Annotated in this window: 5 protein-coding genes; 3 read left to right on the forward strand and 2 right to left on the reverse strand. The window is 70.0% G+C overall.

Going from position 1 to position 21,046, the window contains the following annotated elements:
* Positions 1–3 precede the first annotated feature (3 nt).
* Positions 4–2,019 (reverse strand): sensor histidine kinase, encoded by a 2,016-nt coding sequence (locus PHLH3_RS10355; RefSeq protein ID WP_213629123.1) that lies wholly within the window; start codon positions 2,017–2,019, stop codon positions 4–6.
* 258 nt (positions 2,020–2,277) lie between these two features.
* Here PHLH3_RS10355 and PHLH3_RS10360 point away from each other — a divergent pair, with 258 nt between their 5' ends.
* Positions 2,278–2,964 (forward strand): response regulator transcription factor, encoded by a 687-nt coding sequence (locus PHLH3_RS10360; protein ID WP_213629124.1) that lies wholly within the window; start codon positions 2,278–2,280, stop codon positions 2,962–2,964.
* An 11-nt stretch (positions 2,965–2,975) separates the two neighbouring features.
* On the opposite strand, the gene PHLH3_RS10365 is transcribed toward PHLH3_RS10360, so the two are convergent.
* Positions 2,976–3,659: a response regulator transcription factor gene (locus PHLH3_RS10365; RefSeq protein ID WP_213629125.1), complete on the reverse strand. Its 684-nt coding sequence runs from the start codon at positions 3,657–3,659 to the stop codon at positions 2,976–2,978.
* Positions 3,660–3,994: 335 nt separating this feature from the next.
* Between PHLH3_RS10365 and PHLH3_RS10370 the strand changes: the two genes are divergently transcribed.
* Entirely contained in the window at positions 3,995–5,377 is a 1,383-nt protein-coding gene (locus PHLH3_RS10370) for a TolC family protein (RefSeq protein WP_213629126.1), read from the forward strand.
* 102 nt (positions 5,378–5,479) lie between these two features.
* Positions 5,480–21,040: a Calx-beta domain-containing protein gene (locus PHLH3_RS30645; RefSeq protein ID WP_213629127.1), complete on the forward strand. Its 15,561-nt coding sequence runs from the start codon at positions 5,480–5,482 to the stop codon at positions 21,038–21,040.
* Positions 21,041–21,046: the final 6 nt, after the last annotated feature.

The raw sequence follows: 21,046 nt of genomic DNA on the forward strand, positions 1-21,046 counted from the left end.
GATTCATCCGGCTTGCTGCCCCTGTGGCTCCAGCGGCAGGCTCAGGCGGAAGCAGATGGGCGCGTCCCCGCCGGTGCTTTCCAGGGCGATCTCGCCACCGTGAAGCGCCGCGATGCGCTTGACCAGGTAGAGGCCGAGGCCGGCGCCGGGGGATTGCTGGGCCTGGCTGCCGCGGAAGTATTTCTGGAACAGCAGCGGCGCCTGTTCGCGGGGGATTTCCGGGCCTTCGTTGACCACGCGGATGTCGAGCATCCCCGCGTCCGTGCGCTCGCGCACGTCGAGGCGGATGACGCTGTCGGCCGGTGCGTGGCGGTCGGCATTGGCGATCAGGTTGCGCAGGGCGATGCGGGTCAGGCCGGTGTCGCAATGCAGCGTCTGGCGCTGGCTGTGGTACTCGATGCGGGTGCGTCCGGGGGGCACGTCGCTGGTGCTGCGCGCCAGCAGCTCGGGCAGGTTCTCTTCGGTGCGGCGCAGCTCGGTGCTGGTCTCGGCCATGCGGTCGTGGTTGAGGTAGTTGTCCACCAGGGTCAGCAGGCGGGTGGTGGATTCGCGGATGTTCTGGCAGCGCTGCTCGTTGCGCTCGGGGGCGCTGCCGAGGTTGCGGGCGATCTGCTGGGCCGAGGTGGCGATGATCGCCAGCGGCGTGCGGAATTCGTGGGAGACCATCGCCACGAAGTCGCGCTGCTCCTCGCGGATGCGCTGCTCCTGGCGCAGCAGCTCGCGCAGCTCGCCCTCCAGCTCGGTGCGCCGGCGGATCTCGTCGCGCAGTTCCAGGGTGCGGGCGTCGATCTGGCGTTCGAGGTGGGCGTTCTGGTCCTGCAGCACGTGCTTGAGCCTGCTCTCGGCGCGGCTCTTTTCGTCCTTCAGCTTCCGGTAGTGATTGATGATGCGCATGCTCATCAGCAGCATGTGCAGGAGGGTGCCGAGCGCGGCGGCGTTGTCGGTGGCGAAGGAGGTGGGGACGATGCCGAGGTTGCGCAGGAAGCTGACGATCACCCCGGCGTAGTAGATGCCGAAGATGAGCAGGAATACCCGCGCCGAGGCATGGCCCTGGAACAGCATGCGCACGGCCATGCCGATCAGCAGCGGGATGGTCAGCAAGGAGGCGATCTGCACCAGCGGTGCGCCGGTCTGGTAGTGCCCGGCGAGCACCGCCGTGGCGGAGGCGAGGCCGATGACCACGCTGAGCACCGTGAGCACGCGCCGCAAGCTCACCATGTCCCTGGGCCTCAGCTGGCGCTGGGCGAAGATGAAGCCGAGCGGCAGGCTGGCGGCCAGCCCGCAGCCCAGCATCCGGTCGCTGATGCTCCCGGGGATGCCGAAGACCTGTTGCGGCAACCCGTAGCTGAGGCTCTCGATGGCGATGCAGCAGCTCACGTAGATCAGGTACCAGCCGCTTTCCGGCGCGCGGGTCATGCGCCAGAACACGCTGTGGAAGACGATCAGCGCGAGGTAGATGCCGAAGTACAGGCCCGAGCCCAGGTATTCCACGCGGGTGCGGTCGCCGAACTCGGCGGTGGGCATCAGGCGCACGCTCACCGACATGGCGTTGCGCGCCTCCAGCCGCAGCAGCAGCCAGCGCGGCTGGTCGGGCTGCAGGGTGAGGGCGAAGGAGGGCGTGCGGTAGTCCACCTCCCAGTGCTTGCGGTTGATGGATTCGCCGCCCTGGACCACCCGGGGCGCGCCGCCCGTCTCGTAGTCGTAGAGGGTCACGCCGTCGATCAGGGCGTTGTTCAGCGTCAGCATCCAGCGCTCGGGTGATTCGGGGCCGGCCTGCACCTGCAGGCGCAGCCAGATCACGCTGCGGGTGAAACCGGCATTCAGCGCACCGGGCAGCGCCTTCCAGCCGCCGGCCTGCATGGCGCCGGCGGCGTCGAGGCGGCCATCGGGGTCGTCCAGGCGCTCCAGGTAGCCCCGGGTGCCGTGAGCGCGTTCGCCCAGTTGCAGGGTGTCGGCGCCTGCCTGCCAGGGCAGCAGCAGGCACAGGCAGAACAGCAGGAAGTGCAGGGGACGGGTCATCGCTCGGCGCCGGGGCTTTTCGGAAGCCGGGGATTCTAACCGGGCAACGGCGCGATTCGCTGCGCCGCTCAGATTCGCTCGGTTTTGCCGGGGCCTGCATGGGGTACGGTGCCGCCGTGTTCCGGGCTTGTGGCCGCCGGGACGCCGTTCGTCAGCAAGGGGCCGCAAGGGTGGATCGTCGTGCAAGAACACAGCCGGGCAAACTCGCCTAAATCCGTCCTGCGCATGGCTGGCGGGGCCGCCGCATCGCTCGCGCACATGCGCCTTCTGGTGGTGGAAGCCGCTCCGGACAGCCAGCCGGACCTGTGCCTGCGCCTGCTCGGCAAGGTCGGCTTCGTGACCATGAGCACCGTCGGTTCCCTGCAGGAGGCCGAGATCGCCCTGTTCGGGCCGCACATCGTCCTGCTGGAGCTGGACGGGGCGGGCCAGGCCGGTCTCGAACTGGCCGCGCGCATCCGCACCCTGTGGCCGGGCATTGGGCTGATCCTGCTTACCGAGCCCGGCCGGCTCGACCAGCGCCTGGCGGGCTATACCCTGGGTGCCGATCACTGCCTGGGCCGCGCCGTGGCCGAAGACGAACTCCTGTCGGCCATGGAGGCGCTGATGCGGCGCCTCGGCATGCAGGCCGCACCGCTGGGCGACTGCTGGGTGATCGACGCGAAACGGCAGGCCCTCAGCGCGCCGGATGGACAGCAACTGGAGCTGAGCCGCAAGGAGTGCCGGGTGTTGGGACTGCTGCGGGAGGCGCCGGAACAGACCGCCAACCGCCGCGTGCTGATCGAAGGGCTGGGCGAGGACTACATGACCTACGACGAGCGTCGCCTCGAAGCCATCGTCAGTCGCCTGCGCCGCAAGATCGCCGGGCTCGATGGTGCGCCAGCGCCCATCCGCTCGCTGCGCAACCAGGGGTATGCCTTCATCGGTCGCCTGCTCTGCGCGGGCTGATCCCGGGCCGCTCAGGCGACGATGCGCACCTTCTCGTAGAAGCAGTAGCCGGTGTTGCGCAGGGTCTTGAGCGGCAGTTCCAGCCCGGCGGCCTGCTCCACGTTACGGCGCAGGCGGCGGATCTGCGTGTCCAGCCGGCGCTGGTCGTAGGTCATGTAGTCCTCGTCGAGGGCGCTGACGATCTCCCGCCGCGAGACGATGTCGCCGGCGCGCTGCATCAGGCACTGCAGCACCAGCATGTCCTGGTGCGACAGGCGTAGGCGCTGCTGGTTGGGCGTGCGCAGCTGGCGCGAAGCCAGTTCCAGTTCCCAGCGGGTGCCGCCGCGTTGCAGGCCGAGGCGTCGACGCAGGGCTTCGAGCACCGCCGTCAGCTCTTCGAGGTCGCAGCCCTTGGCCAGGTAGTGGTCGGCGCCCACGCGAAAGCCGGTGACCCGGTGGTCGGTGGAGCCCCGGGCGGTGAAGGCGACGATGCCGAGGGTGCTGCCGCGTTCGCGCAACTGCTGGATCAGATCGAGGCCGTCGCCGTCCGGCAGGCCCAGGTCGATGACCGCGAGGTGGTGGCGCTGCTCGTCGAAGGCCTCGGCGAAGCTCGCCAGGCTGTTCGCCGGGGTCACGCGGTAACCACTTTCGCCGAGGAACTCGCTGAGTTCCCGGGCGAGGATCGGTTCGTCTTCGAGCAGGATCAGATCAATCATTCACGGCGTTCGATACGGCATCTTCCCTGGTGCGAATTCCGCTTTACCTACGTCCATTCGGTAAAGCGCTGTCCTTCAAGTGACAACATTTCCTGCAGCTTATCGAACCTTTATGGGGATGGAAAAGCACGGATTCGTGCCGCTCCGCTTGCCCGAGCGCAACGGCAGGCGGCCGCGTGAGGCCCGTTCCAGAGCGCCGCAAGCGATGGATAAAGGGCGCGCGAGGGGGTGAATGTCAGCATTTGTCAGTTTCGCAAGATGGCAGAAAGCTACCATCGCGATGCCCGGTGCCCTGCCGCCGGACCATCACGATGACCTGTAGCGGTGAGCCCTCCATGCTTTCTACTTTGAAACCCGTCCTTCAAGCGCGGCGAGAGTTGCTCGCCACCTGCCTGCTGCTGTGCTCGGCGAATGCATCCGCGGAACAGGGGTTCGCCGACAGGCTCGAACGCATCCTGCGCGAGCACCAGCTGGTGCGCATGGTCGATGCCGACGTCGAGACCGCCCGCGAGCAGGTCGCCGTCGAGAAGACCGCCTATTTCCCCAAGCTCACCGTCAACGGCAGCGCCGGCAAGCAGCACATCGACCGTGAAAACGGCGGCAACGGCAGCTACGACCCGTCCGAGGGCAGTGTCGGCATCAACCAGCTGATCACCGACTTCGGCGCCACCTCGTCCCGCGTGCAGGCCGCCAAGGTGGTGCTGGTGAAGGAGGAGGCCGAGCGCGAGCTGCAGGTGCAGAACCTGACCCTGGCCGCCATCGAGGCGCAGCTGCAGGTGATCCAGGCCCAGCGCACCCAGGCCTACGCCCGCCAGTCCGAACAGAACATCAAGCAGCAGACCTCCCTGGAGAACGCGCGCATGGAGGCGGGCCGCGGCTACGCCACCGACGTGTTGCAGGCCAAGTCGCAGCTGGCCGGTGCCGAGGCGCGTCGCGTCATGGCCGACAGCCGCATGCGTGAAGCGCTGAACCGCTACCGGGTGATCTTCGGCGAGGCCGCCATCGCCGCCGACAGCCTGGAGGGCCTGGCCATCCCAGGGGCGCGCCTGCCGGCCTCCGAGGTGGACATCATCGAAAGCGTGCGCCAGCAGAACCCCGACGTGCTGGCCGCCATCAAGCGTGCCGAGGTGACCCTCGCCGAGCGCGACGCCGCCCGCAGCAAGGAGCTGATGCCGCGCCTGTCGTTCCGCCTGAGCCAGGCCCACTTCGACGACTACGACGGCTCCCCGGGCCGCCGCGACGACACCAAGGCCATGGTCAACTTCGACTGGCAGTTCGACCTCGGCATGCGTGCCGACCACGTCACCCGTGCCGCCGACCAGGCCGTGCTGAGCGCCGAGGAGAAGGCCGACTACGTGCGCATCCAGGCCATCGAGGAAGCCCGCAACGCCTGGGACTCCTGGCAGACCTCCCGCGAGCGTTCCGAGCACCTGCGCAACCAGGTGAACATCGCCGAGAGCTTCCTCGACCTGGCGCGCAAGGAGCGCGAGATGGGCCGCCGTTCGCTGCTGGACATCCTCAACGGCGAGATCGGCCTGATCAACGCCCAGAGCGACGCGACCGCCGCCGGTATCGACGAGATCATCGCCGCCTACCGCCTGCTGCGCGCCACCGGCCGCCTCAGCCCCGAGCTGTTCCGCCAGCCCGGCATCGTGCTCCCGGCCGAGCGGGCGCTGCCCCTGGCCGCCCTCGATGCCGGCCAGGCCGACGCCCGCTGAGGCCCGTTGCACGACCGATCCGTCCAGCGCACGCACCTGTCCCGGGTGCGTGCGCGTTTTTCCCAGTACAGGCTGTAAACAGCATCCGCAGGAGTAGCCGAGATGGCTGAATTGACGAGCGCGCAGATCGAAACCCTGGTACGTGCCGTTCAGGTGGTCACGGACTTCCTGACCGGCCATGCGCCCGCCGAGGTCACCTCGCTGGAGCAGGCCCTGCAGACCATGCACGACATGCTCCTGGCCGCCGGCGTCCCGCTGCAGATGGCCGCCGCGTTGCGCCAGGCCGTGGCGGCCCAGGCCAACGCCGCTGCCGCCGGCACCGGCGCGGTGGATGCCTCCGCCTGGGTCGGGGCCTGGCTCGCCGATGCCCAGCTCCCGGCCCAGCCGGATGCACCGGCGGAGCGCCCCGACGGCGTCCAGGCGCTGGAGGCGACCCGGTTCCCCGGCCAGCCGGACGGCTCGACCATTCCCGGCCCGGCGCCCTTCGACAGCACCTACCGCCCCGAGATCACCGGCCTGTTCGGCCAGGACATCGACCTCGACCGGCCCAACGTCACCTTCCGACCCGAGCAGGCCGCGCTCACCGGCGACATGACCGGCAGCGGCATGCTGCCGCCCGGCGTCCCGCCGGAACTGGCCATGCTCAACCTCGACGGCATGGGCCCGGGCCTGCTCGGCGGCGTCAGCTCCGGCATCGGCACCGGCGCGGCCAGCCAGGGCACCTCGGGCGTGGCCGGTGGTGGCCTCGGCGTGTTCCCCAACCTGCGGGGCGACACCGGCATCGGCAGCAGCCTGGCTGCCGGCACCAACAGCGAGCTGCCGGCGGGCTTCGAGCCGCCGGCCGCACCGACCCTGACCGGCGAGACCAGCGAGCCGGCCTCGGTACTCAGCGTGGCCGGCACCCCCGAGGTGCTCGAAGGCGACGACGGCGACACCCTGGTGCTGGTGTTCACCGTCAGCCGCAGCGGCGGCACCGGCGCCAGCCAGGTGCAGTGGAACCTCGCGGGCCTGGACCCGGCCCTGTTCGGCGGCAACCTGCCGGGCGGCCTGCTGGCCTTCGCCGAAGGGCAGATGAGCCAGGAGATCCGCATCGAGGTGCCCGGCGACTACCTGGCCCAGGGCGACCGCAGCGCCACCGTGACCCTCAGCGGCCCCAGCGCCGGCAGCCAGCTCGGCCAGCCCAGCGCCAGCACCCAGATCCTCGACAACGAAGCCACCGTCAGCATCGTCGCCACCCGCGTGCAGGTGCTCGAGGGCGACGAGGGCGACCAGCAACTGCTGACCTTCGTGATCACCCGTGACAACGGCCGCGCGGCCGCCACCGTCGACTGGAGCGCCAGCGGCCTGGACGCCGCCGACATCGGCGGCCCGCTGCCCTCCGGCAGCCTGGTCTTCGGCGTCGGCGAGGTGAGCAAGACCATCACCATCCCGCTGCTGGGCGACCGCGTGGTCGAGCCCAGCGAAGTGCTCACGGTCACCCTGGGCAACCCCAGCGCCAACCTCATCATCGGCACCGCCAGCGCCAGCACCACCGTGGTCAACGACGACGGCCTGGTGTCCATCCGTGCCAACCAGGCCCAGGTCACCGAGGGCGACAGCGGCACCACCACCACGGTCAGCTTCACCGTCACCCGTACCGATTCCCAGAGCGCCGGTTCGGTGCGCTGGTCGGTCAGCGGCGTCGATGCCGACGACATCGTCGATGGCATCGACGGCGGCATCCTGGAGTTCGCCGCCGGCGAGACCAGCCGCGACATCGTCCTCACCGTGCGCGGCGACCGCGACGTGGAGGAGAACGAGACCCTCACCGTCAGCCTGCAGAGCGACCAGAGCAACCTGCGCGTCTCCGGCGGCAGCGCCAGCACCCAGATCGTCAACGACGACACCGGCGTCAGCCTGCGCGGCGTGACCCTGGACGTGGTCGAGGGCGGCCAGGGCCAGCAGACCGCGATCACCTTCCTGGTGACCCGCTCCGAGCTGCTGGGCCAGGACCTCACCATCGACTGGCGCTTCGTCCGGGTCGGGGCCCACGCCGCCGACGCCAACGATTTCGTCGCCGGGCAGAACCAGCTCGGCATGGCCGATGGCATGCCCAGCGGCAGCGTCACCTTCGCCGCCAACGAGACCCAGAAGCTGGTCACCGTCTGGGTCAAGGGCGACAACCTGGCGGAAACCGACGAAACCTTCGGCATCGTGCTGCACAACCCGCCGGCCGGCGTGCAGGTCATCAACGGCGAGGCCTACGGCACCCTCCGCACCGACGAGTCCACCTACAGCATCGAGGCGCTGACCGCGTCCACCACCGAGGGCAACGGCACCGGTGGCGTGCAGGCCTTCGTCATCACCCGCACCGGCAACACCAGCGGCGCCGGGCAGATCGGCTACCAGATCGCCGGCTATGGCGAGCTACCGGCCGACGTCAACGACTTCGCCGCCGACCAGCCCATGAGCGGCGTCGTGCAGTTCGCCGCCGGCGAAAGCAGCAAGGTCATCTACGTGCGCCTCAACGGTGACAGCCTGATCGAGGGCACCGAGAGCTACACCGTGGCCCTGCAGGCCCAGGACGCCAACAGCCAGATCGACGTCGGCGCGGCCCTGGCCAGCATCGACCCGGACGACCAGGCGGTGTCCATCAGCGCGCGCACCGCCAACGTCCGCGAGGGCACGAGCGCCGCTCCGGTGCTGGAGTTCGTGGTCACCCGCACCGGCGAGCTGTCGCTGCCGGGCAGAGTGCAGTGGCACGTGCAGGGCTACGGCAACAACCCGGTGGACGCCGCCGACTTCGGCGGCACCCTGCCGTCCGGCACCGTCGAGTTCGCCGCCGGCCAGAGCAGCGCGGTGATCCGCTTCAGCCCCACCCCGGACAGCCACTACGAGCCCACCGAGGGCCTGCAGGTGGTCATCAGCACCAGCACCCCGGGCATGAGCGTGATCCAGGATCGCGCCACCGGCAGCCTGATCAACGACGACGCGCGCCTCTCCCTCGACGGCAGCGGCCTGACCGCCGCCGAAGGCAACAGCGACACCCCGCGCCAGCTCAACTTCACCGTGCAGCGCCAGGGCGACCTGACCCAGAGCGTCAGCGTCGACTGGCGCGTGGTGTTCGGCAGCGACGCCGACTCCGCCAGCCTCGCCGACTTCCTCTCCGGCACCGCCTTCAGCGGCACCCTGGAGTTCGGCCGTGGCGTGCAGAGCCTGGTGGTGACCCTGCCGCTGTCCCCGGACAACCTGCTGGAAGCCAACGAAACCTTCCAGGTGGTGCTGAGCAACCCCAGCGCCGGCGCCGAGATCTCCGTCGGCCAGGCCACCGGGGTGATCCGCAACGACGACGTGGTGTTCAACCTGCTGCCCCAGGCCGACAGCTTCGAAGGCAGCGGCGGCACCCGTGAGCTGCGCTATGTGGTCGAACGCAGCGGCGACCTCGCCGGCAGCGACAGCATCACCTGGAGCCTCGCGCCCGGCGCCATCAACGGCGTCGACGGCAGCGACTTCGTCGGCGGCGTGCTGCCTTCCGGCACCCTGGTGTTCGCCGCGGGCGTCGATCGCCTGGAGATCGTCCTGCACATCGCCACCGACTCGCAGCTCGAGGGCGACGAGAGCTTCGTCCTCAGCCTCGGCACGCCGAACCCCGGCGCCACCGTGGCCAACGGCAGCATCAACGGCCAACTGCTCAACGACGACCAGCAGTTCTCCATCCAGGCCCAGGCCTCCAGCGTCAGCGAAGGCGGTGACGGCCAGGTGGCCCAGCTGAGCTTCGTGGTCAACCGCAGCGGCTACCTCGGCGGCACCGGCAGCGTCGCCTGGCGCGTGGTGGGCGAGGGCGGCAACCCGGTGGACGGGGCCGACTTCGTCGGCGGTGTGCTGCCCGGCGGCATTCTCAATTTCGCGGGCGGCGACACCAGCCAGACCATCACCCTGCAGGTGGCTGGCGACTACCGCGTGGAGGCCAGCGAAGGCCTGCGCGTGGAGCTCTACGACCCGGCGACCGGCTCCAGCCTGGGCACGGCCACGACGTCTGCCACCGTCACCAACGACGACACCGGCCTCTCCATCGCCACCACCCGCAGCGGCCTGGCGGAAAGCGACAGCGGCACCGTCATCCATGAATTCACCGTGACCCGCTCCGGCGTCACCAGCGGCACCACCACCGTGGACTGGAGCCTTTCCGGCCAGGTGGACGCAGCCGACTTCGCCGGTGGCGTGCTGCCGGCCGGCACCCTGACCTTCGCCCCGGGCGAGACCAGCAAGGTGATCCAGGTCGCCGTGCGCGGCGACCGTGATGTCGAGGGCGACGAAGCCTTCACAGTCACCCTGGGCAACGCCAGCGGCCACGCCGAGATCATCACCGGCCAGGCCCAGGGCAGCATCGTTTCCGACGACGTGGGCATCAGCATCCAGGCGCAGCAGGCCGAGGTGGCCGAAGGCGCCACGGGCGAGACCCAGGTCCTGCGCTTCACCGTCACCCGCAGCGGCGACCTGTCCGGCCCGGTCAGCGTGACCTGGACCGCCAGCGGCCTGCAGGCGGACGACTTCGCCGCCGGCACCGCCCTCAACGGCCTGGTGCAGTTCGCCGCCGGCGAGACCTCCAAGGTGATCGAGCTGACCCTGGCCGGCGACGCCGTGCTGGAAAGCGACGAGACCCTCACCCTGACCCTGGGCAACCCGGCGGAAAACCCCGCCCACGACCAGACCCAGCTGCTCACCGGCAGCGCCAGCACCCAGGTGCGCAACGACGACGTCGGCCTGTCCATCGTCGCCGACCAGGCCAGCGCCGCCGAAGGCGATGCCGGGCAGGAACGCAGCTTCACCTTCACCGTGACCCGCGCCGGCGACCTGCGCGCCACCAGCGTCGACTGGAAGGTGGCGGTGGGGCAGGGCGTCGACGCCGCCAGCCTCGCCGACTTCATCAGCGGCCAGGACGCCCTGGGCGGCAACGGCGGCCTGCCGTCCGGCACCCTGCAGTTCGCCGAGGGCCAGACCAGCGCCCAGGTCACCGTGCGCGTGTCCGGCGACGGCCATATCGAGCTGGACGAGACCTTCGGCGTCAGCCTGGAGGCCCGCGACGGCAACACCGAACTGACCGTCGGCAGCGCCGACAGCCGCATCGACAACGACGACCTGGGCTTCTCCATCAGCCCGCTCGCGGCCGACAAGGCCGAAGGCCACAGCGGCACCACCGCCTTCACCTTCACCGTGACCCGCGCCGGCGACCTGGGCTCGGCCGCGCTGGTGGACTGGTCCCTGGCCGGCATCGCCAATGCCGCCGACTTCGACGCCAGCACCGGCACCCTGAGCTTCGCCGCCGGCGAGGCCAGCAAGACCCTGACCGTGCTGGTCAAGGGCGACCTGGTGGTGGAAGCCGACGAGACCTTCAGCGTCAACCTGGGCAACGCCCGCCTGGACGACGGCACCCCGCAGAACGTGGTGGACGGCAGTGCCGAAGGCGTGATCCGCAACGACGACCAGGGCTTCGCGGTGGTCGCCGAGCGCACCACCGTCAGCGAAGGCACCGGCGGCAGCCAGACCGTGATCTACCGCATCGTGCGCAGCGGCGAGCTGTCCGGCAGCGCCACGGTCGACTACGCCGTCAGCGGCGCCAATGGCGGCGATGCCAGCGACACCCTGGGCGGGCTGCCCAGCGGCACCCTGACCTTCGCCCCGGGCCAGTCCGAGCTCACCGTCAGCTTCGAGCTGGCCGGCGACAGCCGCGTGGAGGGCAGCGAGGCCTTCACCCTGACCCTGAGCAACCCCAGCGCGGGCCTGGTGACTGGCGCCACCGCCACCACCACCGTGCAGGACGACGACACCAACTTCAGCATCGGTGCCCCGGCCGCGCAGGCCGAGGGCACCCAGGGTGCCTTCACCGACATCACCTTCACCGTGACCCGCAGCGGCCTGAGCAATGCCGCCGGCTCCGTGCAGTGGCGCCTGAAGAGCGCCACCGGCCTGGACACCGCCGACTTCGCCAGCGGCCAGGACGGCAACGGCAACAACGGCGGCCTGCCCAGCGGCACCGTGAGCTTCGCCGCCAACGGCAGCGACACCCAGACCATCACCATCCGCGTGCGCGGCGACAACCTGATCGAGGCCGACGAGCTGCTCCAGGTGGAGCTGTTCAACCCGCAGGGCGGCACCGTCGAAGCGGGGCTGGGCAGCGCCAGTACGCGCATCCTCAACGACGACGCCAGCTTCGCCATCGCCGCCGATGCCGCGAGCCTCGCCGAAGGCAACGGCGGCGAGCGCCTGGTGAGCTTCACCGTGACCCGCAGCGGCTCGCTGTCCGGCAGCCGCGACCTGACCTGGACCCTCGGCGGCGGCCTCGACGCCGCCGACCTGGGCGCCGGCCAGGGCAGCACCGGCACCGTCAGCTTCGCCGACGGCCAGGCCACCGCCACCGTGGTCATCCGCGTCAAGGGCGACTCGCAGTACGAGGGCGACGAAGCGGTCACCGTGACCCTGTCCAACCCGCCGGCCAACAGCAGCATTAGCACCGCCAGCGCCACCACCACCCTGACCAACGACGACGCCACCCTGAGCATCGGCGCGTTGTCGGCGGACAAGGGCGAGGGCAACAGCGGCTATGTGGACTTCACCTTCAGCGTCAGCCGTGGCGGCTACCTGAACCAGGCCAGCAGCGTGCAGTGGCGCGTCGACCCGAGCGTTGCCAACGCGGTGGACGGCGCCGACTTCTACGGCAGCCAGCCGGGCGGTGTGCTGCTCGATGGCGACGGCATCCCCTACGGCACCCTGACCTTCGCCGCCGGCGAGAACAGCAAGACCATCACCGTGCGCATCGCCGCCGACAGCAAGCTGGAGGCCAACGAGGTGCTCAAGCTGGTGCTGGAGAATGCCTCCGCCGGCACCGAGATCACCACCGGCAGCGCCACCGGCACCGTGCGCAACGACGACGCCGAGCTGAACATCACCGCCGGCACCACCAGCCGCAGCGAAGGCGACGGCGCCCATGGCACCGGCGCGCCCTTCACCTACACCGTGACCCGCACCGGCAACCTGGACCAGGCCAGCACGGTGAACTGGAGCGTCCAGCACCTGGACAGCAATGCCGCCGACTTCACCAACGGCTCGGCCTACCTGACGCCCTCCGGCACCCTGAGCTTCGCCGCCGGCGAGAGCAGCAAGACCATCACCGTCTACGCCTACGGCGACACCGGCGTGGGCAGCATCGAGGGCAACGAGCGCTTCAACCTGGTGCTCAGCGGCGCCAGCAGCGGCACCTCCATCGGCGCCAACGGCAGCTACCAGAGCACCATCGCCAACGACGACACCCGCGTCACCGTCGAGTGGGTCCAGGCCAGCCAGGCCGAGAAGGTGGCCGGCGAGAACACCACCTACACCATCACCCTGACCCGCAGTGGCGACCTGGCCAAGACCTCCACGGTCAACTGGAGCACCACCGGCCAGGACGTCTGGTCCTACAGCAACGGCCGCTGGGAATACGCGGCCGACGGGGCCGACTTCAATGGCGGCGCCCTGCCGTCGGGCAGCGTGACCTTCGCCAGCGGCGAGACCAGCAAGACCATCACCCTCACCGTGCGCGGCGACGACACGGTGGAGGACGACCAGTGGTTCAAGGTGCTGTTCAGCAATGCGGGCGGCATCGACGAGCTGGTGGCGCCGCAGACCGGCAGCCAGAACATCTACACCAGCGACACCACGCTGCAGACCAACACCAGCGCCAGCGGCGTGTACCTGTTCGGCGAGATCCAGCGCGACGAGGCGGAGTTCTACATCCAGGACACCCCCACCACCGGGCGCACCCGCGTCGAGGGCGACACGGTGGCCGACGGCGGCAGCGCGGCCGATGGCTACATCGAACACACCTTCGCCGTGTACCGCACCGTTTCCACCTCCGGCACCGCCTGGGTGGACTGGGCCGTGCAGACCAGCGTCAGCGGCTACACCGCCACCGACGCCAGCGACTTCTGGAACAACACCGTGCCGTCCGGCCGCGTGGAGTTCGTCGACGGGCAGTCGGTGGCCTACGTCACCATCCGCACCAGGGTGGACGATGCCGGCGAGCAGGACGAGGCCTTCCGTCTCTACCTCACCCAGGCCAGCCCGGGCAGCAGCATCCAGGGCGGCTCCAGCGCCAACCCCGGCTACGTCAACAACCACGTGGTGCTGCAGAACGACGACACCCGCTTCGACGCCAGCGTGGCGCATGTCAACGAAGGGCAGGACCTCGTCTACACCATCACCCGCAGCGGCGACCAGCGCGGCACGGATTCGGTGGACTGGTCCATCCAGCTGGGTGGCTCCGAGAGCACCAACGAGACCAACAACACCCGCAGCACCTGGTACAAGCTCGACCCCGCCGACCTGGACATGGACTGGATCCTGGCCAACAACCCGGGCCTGTCGTGGAACGCCGGCACCCGCACCCTGAGCGGCAGCTTCACCTACACCGACGGCGAGCTGACCAAGACCATCACCCTGCGCACGATCAACGACGGCCTCGCCGAGACCTGGCGCGAGGAGGCCACCCTGGTGCTGGGCAACCCGCAGAACCTGGACGGCGACATCGAGACGCCTTCCATCGGCTCCAGCGCCACGGGCCGCGTCTACGACGACGAGCCGGCCGCATTGCTGGGCGTCAGCGCCGGCAGCACCCAGGTGTTCGAGGGCAGCGCCGCCAGCACCAGCGTGACCTTCACCATCACCCGCACCGTGCAACCCGGCGGCAGCATCGACTACGCCAGCTCCGTGGCCTGGCAGATCGTCGGCAACAACATCAACTGGGGTGGCAACAACGGTGGCCAGGTGAGCGGCTATGGCGGCAACACCGTCTGGTCCAGCTCGCCCTACTACAACACCACCTACGGCGTGGTGAGCTTCGCCGCCGGCGAGACCAGCAAGCAGGTGACCGTGACCTTCGGGGGCGACACCGTGATCGAGCCGGACACCGGCCTGACCATGACCCTGCTGGACCCGCGGACCGCCTACGACAACGGGTTCATCAGCGGCAGCTACCGCGACGAGTACGGCCCCACCAACATCGACCCGGCCCAGGCCAGCGCCAGCACCACGCTGCGCAACGACGACATCCGCCTGTGGATGGGCAGCTTCGGCAACACCACCCCGAGCGTCGCCGGCTACGAAGGCCAGCCGCTGAACTTCACCCTGGTCCGCTCCGGCCGCCTGGATAACGACATCACGCTGAACTACACCCTGACGAACGGCAACACCAACAGCGCCGACTTCGTCAGCACCAGCGGCACCATCACCCTGGCCGGTGGCCAGAGCAGCTACGCCATTTCCCTGGCCAACCTGCTCAAGCTCGACGGCAGCATCGAGAGCACCGAGGGCTTCACCCTCAACCTCAGTGCGCCGGGCGACAGCACCGGGTCCACCGTGCGCTTCGGCGTCGACTCCATCGCCGCCAGCACCGCCACCAGCATGAGCGTCGGCGGCACGCTGTACGACGGCGACACCGCCTACAGCATCACCCCCATCGCCACCAGCCTGGCGGAAACCGGTGCCGGGCAGTCCGCGACCTTCTCGCTGAACGTGGTGCGCAGCGGCTACACCGGCTCCGGCACGGTGAAATGGCGCGTGGAAGGCATCGGCGGCAACCCGGCGGACGCGGCCGACTTCACCGGCGGCGTGCTGCCCAGCGGCACCCTGGGCTTCGCCGATGGCGTCAACACCGGCACCATCACCTTCAGCGTGCGCGGCGACGGCGCGGTGGAGGCCAACGAGACCTTCCGCGTGGTGTTCTACGAGGAGACCCTCAACGGCCCGGGCGTGACCCGCAGCCTGTCGCAGAACAGCGCGACGCTGACCATCACCAACGACGACACCGGCATCAGCATCGCCGACGCCTCGATCACCGAGAGCGACGCCAACCAGGTGCTGACCTTCACCGTCACCCGTTCCGGCGTGACCAGCGGCAGCTCGTCGATGAGCTGGTCGCTGCTGCACGACAGCACCAGCGCCGCCGATTTCAGCGGCGCCACCAGCGGCACCCTGAGCTTCGCCGCCGGCGAGACCAGCAAGACCATCAGCGTCACCGTGGTCGGTGATGTCACGCCCGAGCAGGTGGAGCAGTTCCGCATCGTCCTGGGCAGCTTCAGCGGCGATATCAGCGACCCGATCCGCACCACCGCCACCGGCACCATCCGCAACGACGACGCCACCTTCTCCATCGCGCCGTTGCAGGGGGCGACCAGCGAGGGCCAGGCGCAGACCTTCGTCATCACGCGCAGCCACGGCACCGAGCAGAACCAGACCATCAACTGGCAGATACTGCTCAACGGCAGCGCCGATGCGGCGGACCTCAATGGCCAGGCGATGTCCGGCTCGGTGACCTTCGCCCCGGGCGAGCTGACCAAGACCATCAGCATCCAGTCCAGCCAGGATGCCGTGGCCGAGGTCGACGAGACCTACAGCGTGCAGATCACCCTGGGCGCCGGCACCACCGGCGACACCATCAGCCAGGGCACGGCCGAGGGCACCATCCTCAACGACGACGCCGCCTTCAATATCAGCGCCGACCAGGTCAGCCGCGCCGAAGGGCAGGGCGGTACCACCGCCTTCACCTTCACCGTGACCCGCACCGGCGACACCAGCGGCAGCGCCTCGGTGGCCTGGCGCCTGGGCTCGAGCGTGGCCAGCGCGGCGGACTTCGGCAGCGCCGACCTGCTCGGCGACAATGCCGGCCTGCCCAGTGGCAGCCTGGTGTTCGCCGACGGCGAGTCGAGCAAGACCATCACCGTGCTGGTGAACGGCGACACCCAGGTGGAAGGCGACGAGGCCTTCAACCTGGTGCTGGGCAACGCCAGCGGCGCCCAGATCCAGACCGGCAGCGCCAGCAGCACCATCCTCAACGACGACGCCAGCATCAGCATCGCCGCCACCGACGCCAGCAAGGCCGAAGGCAACGGCGGCACCACCGCCTTCACCTTCACCATCACCCGCAGCGGTTCGCTGGACCAGGCCAAGACCGTCGACTGGGCGGTGGTGGGCAACGGCGCGCACCCGGCCGATGGCAGCGACTTCGCCGTCGGCGTGCTGCCCTCCGGCTCGCTGGTGCTGCCGGCCGGCCAGGCCAGCGTCACCCTCACCATCAACGTGCGCGGCGACCTGCTGGCCGAAAGCGACGAAGGCTTCAGCGTGGTGCTGAGTAACCCGTCCAGCGGCCTGGTGATCGGCCAGGCCAGCGCCGACGGCCTGATCCGCGCCGACGACGTGGTGATCGACGTCGCCGCCCCGGCCGCCCAGGCGGAGGGCGATGACGGCCAGACCACCTGGTTCGACTTCGTGCTCACCCGCAGCGGCAAGCTCAGCGGCACCGAGACCATCCACTGGAGCGTCGCCGGCATCGGCGCCAACCCGGCCTCGGCGGACGACTTCCTCGCCACCAGCGGCAGCGTCACCTTCGCCGCCGGCCAGGAGCAGCTGACCATTCGCGTGCCGGTGCGCGGCGACTACAGCGGCGAGGCCAACGAGGACTTCCGCCTCAGCCTGAACAGCGCCGACGGCGTGGTCTTCACCCAGGCCACGGCGGACGCCACCCTCGTCAACGACGACGTTTCGGTGACCATCGTCGCCAGCGACGCGCGCCACGTCGAAGGCCACGACGGCGTGCAGACCGTCTACACCTTCACCGTGAGCCGCAGCGGCAACCTCGACCGCGCCACGAGCCTGGACTGGAGCCTGCAGGGCCTGGCCGATGCCGCCGACTTCCTCGGCGGCGTGCTGCCCAGCGGCAGCCTCAGCTTCGCCTCGGGCGACGCGGCCAGCCAGACCATCAGCATCGTGGTCCTCGGCGACCGCACCCTGGAGGGCGACGAGTCCTTCCAGGTGGTGCTGGGCAACGCCTCCACCGGCACCGACATCAAGGTGGGCAGCGCCACCGGCACCATCGTCAGCGACGACGTGCAGTGGAACCTCGCCGTCGTCGCCACCCCGGTGGAAGGCGACAGCGGCTCCACCGGCTACAGCTTCCTGGTCACCCGCACCGGCAGCGGTCTGGCCACCAGCCTGGCCTGGAGCGTCGCCGGCAGCGGGGCCAACCCGGCCTCGGCGGATGACTTCGTCGGTGGCCAGTTGCCCTTCGGCGAGCTGACCTTCGCCGAGGGCCAGATGAGCCAGACCGTGATCGTCTGGGTCGCCGGCGACAGTCGCCTGGAAGCGGACGAGGGCTTCACCCTCAGCCTGCAGGCGCCCGGCGACAGCCTCAGCCACACCTTCGCCAACCAGCAGGTGGAGGCGGTGATCCGCAACGATGACGACGTGTTCGCCATCGCCCCGCGCGCCGCCGAGGCCAATGAAGGCACCGCGCTGACCTTCACCGTGACCCGCACCGGCAGCACCGATGGCACCTCCACCGTGAACTGGCGCATCGTCCACGGCGACACCGATGCCGGTGACTTCAGCGTCACCAGTGGCACCCTGACCTTCGCCGACGGCCAGAGCGAGATGGTGCTGAGCATTCCGGTGCGCAGCGACCGCGACGTGGAGCTGGACGAAGGCTTCAGCGTCGAGCTGTACCAGCCGGGTGCCGGCAGCAGCATCGACCCGGCCGGCTCGAGCGCCGCCGGGGTGATCCGCAACGACGACGTCGACCTGACCCTGGCCAGTGTCACCGCCCAGGTGTACGAGGGCGACGCCGGCACGCCGGGCCGCCTGCACTTCACCATGACCCGCAGCGGCGATTCCAGCGGCGAGACCCGTGTCGACTGGGCCGTGCAGGCCGGCAGCGCCAGCGCCGCCGACTTCCCGGGTGGCGTGCTGCCCAACGGCCAACTGGTGTTCGCCGCCGGCGAGACCCACAAGGACATCTACATCGACGTGCTGGGCGACGGCCTGGACGAGGGCGACGAGCAGTTCACCCTGCAACTGTCCAACCCCAGCGCCCATGCCGACATCGTCGGCAACGGCCAGGTCGGCACCCTCCGCAACGACGACGACAGCCTGGCCCTGAGCGCGGTGACCCGCGAAGCGGTGGAAGGCGACGACGGCCTGACCCTGTTCACCTTCCGCATCGACCGCAGCGGCAGCTCCGTGGGCGCCGCCAGCGTCGACTGGCGCGCCGCCGGCGTGGGCGCCCATGCCCTGAGCGACGCCGAGTTCGCCGCCCTCGGCGGCACCGTGCACTTCGCCGATGGCGAGACCAGCAAGACCTTCACCGTGGCCGTGCGCGGCGACGAGCTGGGCGAGGAGGACGAGGGCTTCCAGGTGTGGCTGGAGAACCCGAGCTTCGGTTCCACCATCACCACCGGCCCGGTGGAGTCGGTGGTGCTCAACGACGACCCGGTGCTGTGGATCGCCGCCGACGCCGCCCAGGTGGTGGAAGGCAGCGACGGCCAGCAGACCGCGGTGACCTTCACCGTGACCCGTGGCGGCGACCTCTCCGGCCCGGCGAGCGTGCTCTGGGACCTGGTGCCCAGTGGCGCCAACCCGGTCGACGCCGAGGACTTCGGCGGCATCTTCCTCAGCGGCGTGGTGGCCTTCGGTGCCGGCGAAACCACCAAGACCATCACCGTCTACGTGGATGCCGACACCCTGGGCGAGCGCGACGAGACCTTCTCCGTGGTGCTCAGCGACGCCGAGGGGGCGACCATCCTCACCGGTGAAGCCAGCGTCACCATCGTCAACGACGACCGGGGCCTGAGCATCGCGGTGCTCGGCAGCGACCGCCTGGACGAGGGCAACCAGGGCCAGGTGACCGAGTTCACCTACCGCGTCGAGCGGGTGGGCGACAGCAACGGCAGCGTCAGTGTCGATTGGGCGCTGCAAGGCGCGGGCACCTACCCGGCCAACGCCGGCAGCTTCGTCGGTGGCGTGCTGCCGTCGGGTTCGCTGGTGTTCGCCGACGGCGAGACCTACAAGGACATCGTCATCCGCGTGCAGGGCGACGACGTGCTCGGCCCGGACCAGGGCTTCGAGGTGGTGCTCAGCGACCCGCAGGGCATCGACCTGATCAACGACCGCGCCAGCGGCACCCTCGTCAACGACGACAACCAGTTCGCCATCCGCGTGGTGGACAGCGTGCTGGCCGAGGGCAACGGCGGGGCGACCACGATCTTCCGCTTCACCGTGACCCGCAGCGGCGACACCAGCTCGGCGGCGAGCATCGACTGGTCGGTGGCCGGCAGCGGCTCGGCGCCGGCGGATGCGGCCGACTTCGTCGGTGGCGTGCTGCCGGGCGGCGTGCTGCAGTTCGCCGCCGGCGAGACCAGCAAGGTGCTGGAAGTGGCGGTGTACGGCGACGACCTGGGCGAGTCCGACGAGCAGTTCACCGTGCAGCTCTCCAGCAGCGGCGGTGGCAGCAGCGTCAACCCGCTGCAGGGCAGCGCCCGCGCCACCATCCAGGGCGACGACGTGGCCCTGACCGTGCTGGCCATGGACAACAGCCGCCTGGAAGGCGGCCCCGGCACCACCACGCCGCTGACCTACCGCATCCTGCGGGCGGGCCCGGACAACGCGGCGCTGACCCTCACCTACAGCATCGCCGGGGCGGTGGACGCCAACGACTTCAACGTGCCGCTGACCGGCACCATCACCCTGGCCGCCGGTGTGTCGGAGATGGTGTTCAGCCTGCCGATCCGTGGCGATTCCCTGCGCGAGGGCGACGAGTCCTTCACCCTGACCTTCAGCCACCCGGCCATCGCCGGCGGTTCCACCAGCCTCGGCGGGACCATCCGCGACGACGACCTGGGCCTGGGCATCAGCGGCCCGGACAGCGTGCTGGAGGGCGACGCGGGCACCAGCCTGGTGACCTACCAGGTGACCCGCAATGCCTCGGCCAGCGCCGAGACCTTCTACTGGAGCCTGCAGCCGGGCGCCGGCCAGGGCGTGGACGCCGACGACTTCGGCGGCGCCTGGCCGTCCGGCAGCGTCACCTTCGCTGCCGGCAGCACCACCGCGAGCTTCAGCTTCTCGGTGAACGGCGACCGCGCGGTGGAGGCCGATGAGCTGATGTCCATCGTCCTGCGCTCAGCGGCCAACAGCCCCTATGTGCTGATCAGCAAGGACGTGACCCTGCGCAACGACGATGTCGCCGGCGCTGGCGATGACCTGCTCACCGGCACCTCGGGTGCTGACAACCTGGCTGGCCTGGGCGGTAACGACCGCCTGTTCGGCGGGGCGGGCAGCGACGTGCTCGACGGCGGCGACGGCGACGACCTGCTGGTGGGCGGCAGCGGCGCGGACGTGCTGCGCGGTGGCGCCGGTGCGGACCGCTTCCACTACACCTCGCCGGGCGACGGCATGGACGCGATCCTCGACTTCCAGGCCGGCGTCGATCACCTGACCTTCGACCCGACGGCCTTCGGTGGGCTGAGCAACCTGACCTCGGTGTCCCAGGCCTTCACCGGCGATGTGATGGACACCCTGGCCAAGCTCGCGGCCCAGGGCGATGCCGACGTGTACCGGGTGAGCTTCGCCTCGGGGCAGTTCCAGTTCGGCACCGGCAGCAACGGCCAGCTCGACGAGCTGGAGGCCATGATCAGCGGCAGCGGCCAGCACAGCGGCTCGGCCTTCTTCCTGATCTCCAACGGCGACGTCACCCGGCTGTACTACGACGCCGACACCGCCAGCGGCACGGACGGCAGCGGCCTGGTCGCCCTGGCCGAGCTGGCCAACCAGCCCGATGCGCACAACCTGCCACAGGACGTGGTCCAACCCCACACGGTGTGACCCGAT

Origin of the sequence: Pseudomonas sp. Pc102 (assembly GCF_018408275.1) — a bacterium.
GTDB lineage: Bacteria > Pseudomonadota > Gammaproteobacteria > Pseudomonadales > Pseudomonadaceae > Metapseudomonas > Metapseudomonas tohonis.

Coding starts and splice junctions, on each gene's coding strand:
- PHLH3_RS10365 (WP_213629125.1), bottom strand. CDS start 3,659: ATGATTGATCTGATCCTGCTCGAAGACGAACCGATCCTCGCCCGGGAA.
- PHLH3_RS30645 (WP_213629127.1), top strand. CDS start 5,480: ATGGCTGAATTGACGAGCGCGCAGATCGAAACCCTGGTACGTGCCGTT.
- PHLH3_RS10360 (WP_213629124.1), top strand. CDS start 2,278: ATGCGCCTTCTGGTGGTGGAAGCCGCTCCGGACAGCCAGCCGGACCTG.
- PHLH3_RS10370 (WP_213629126.1), top strand. CDS start 3,995: ATGCTTTCTACTTTGAAACCCGTCCTTCAAGCGCGGCGAGAGTTGCTC.
- PHLH3_RS10355 (WP_213629123.1), bottom strand. CDS start 2,019: ATGACCCGTCCCCTGCACTTCCTGCTGTTCTGCCTGTGCCTGCTGCTG.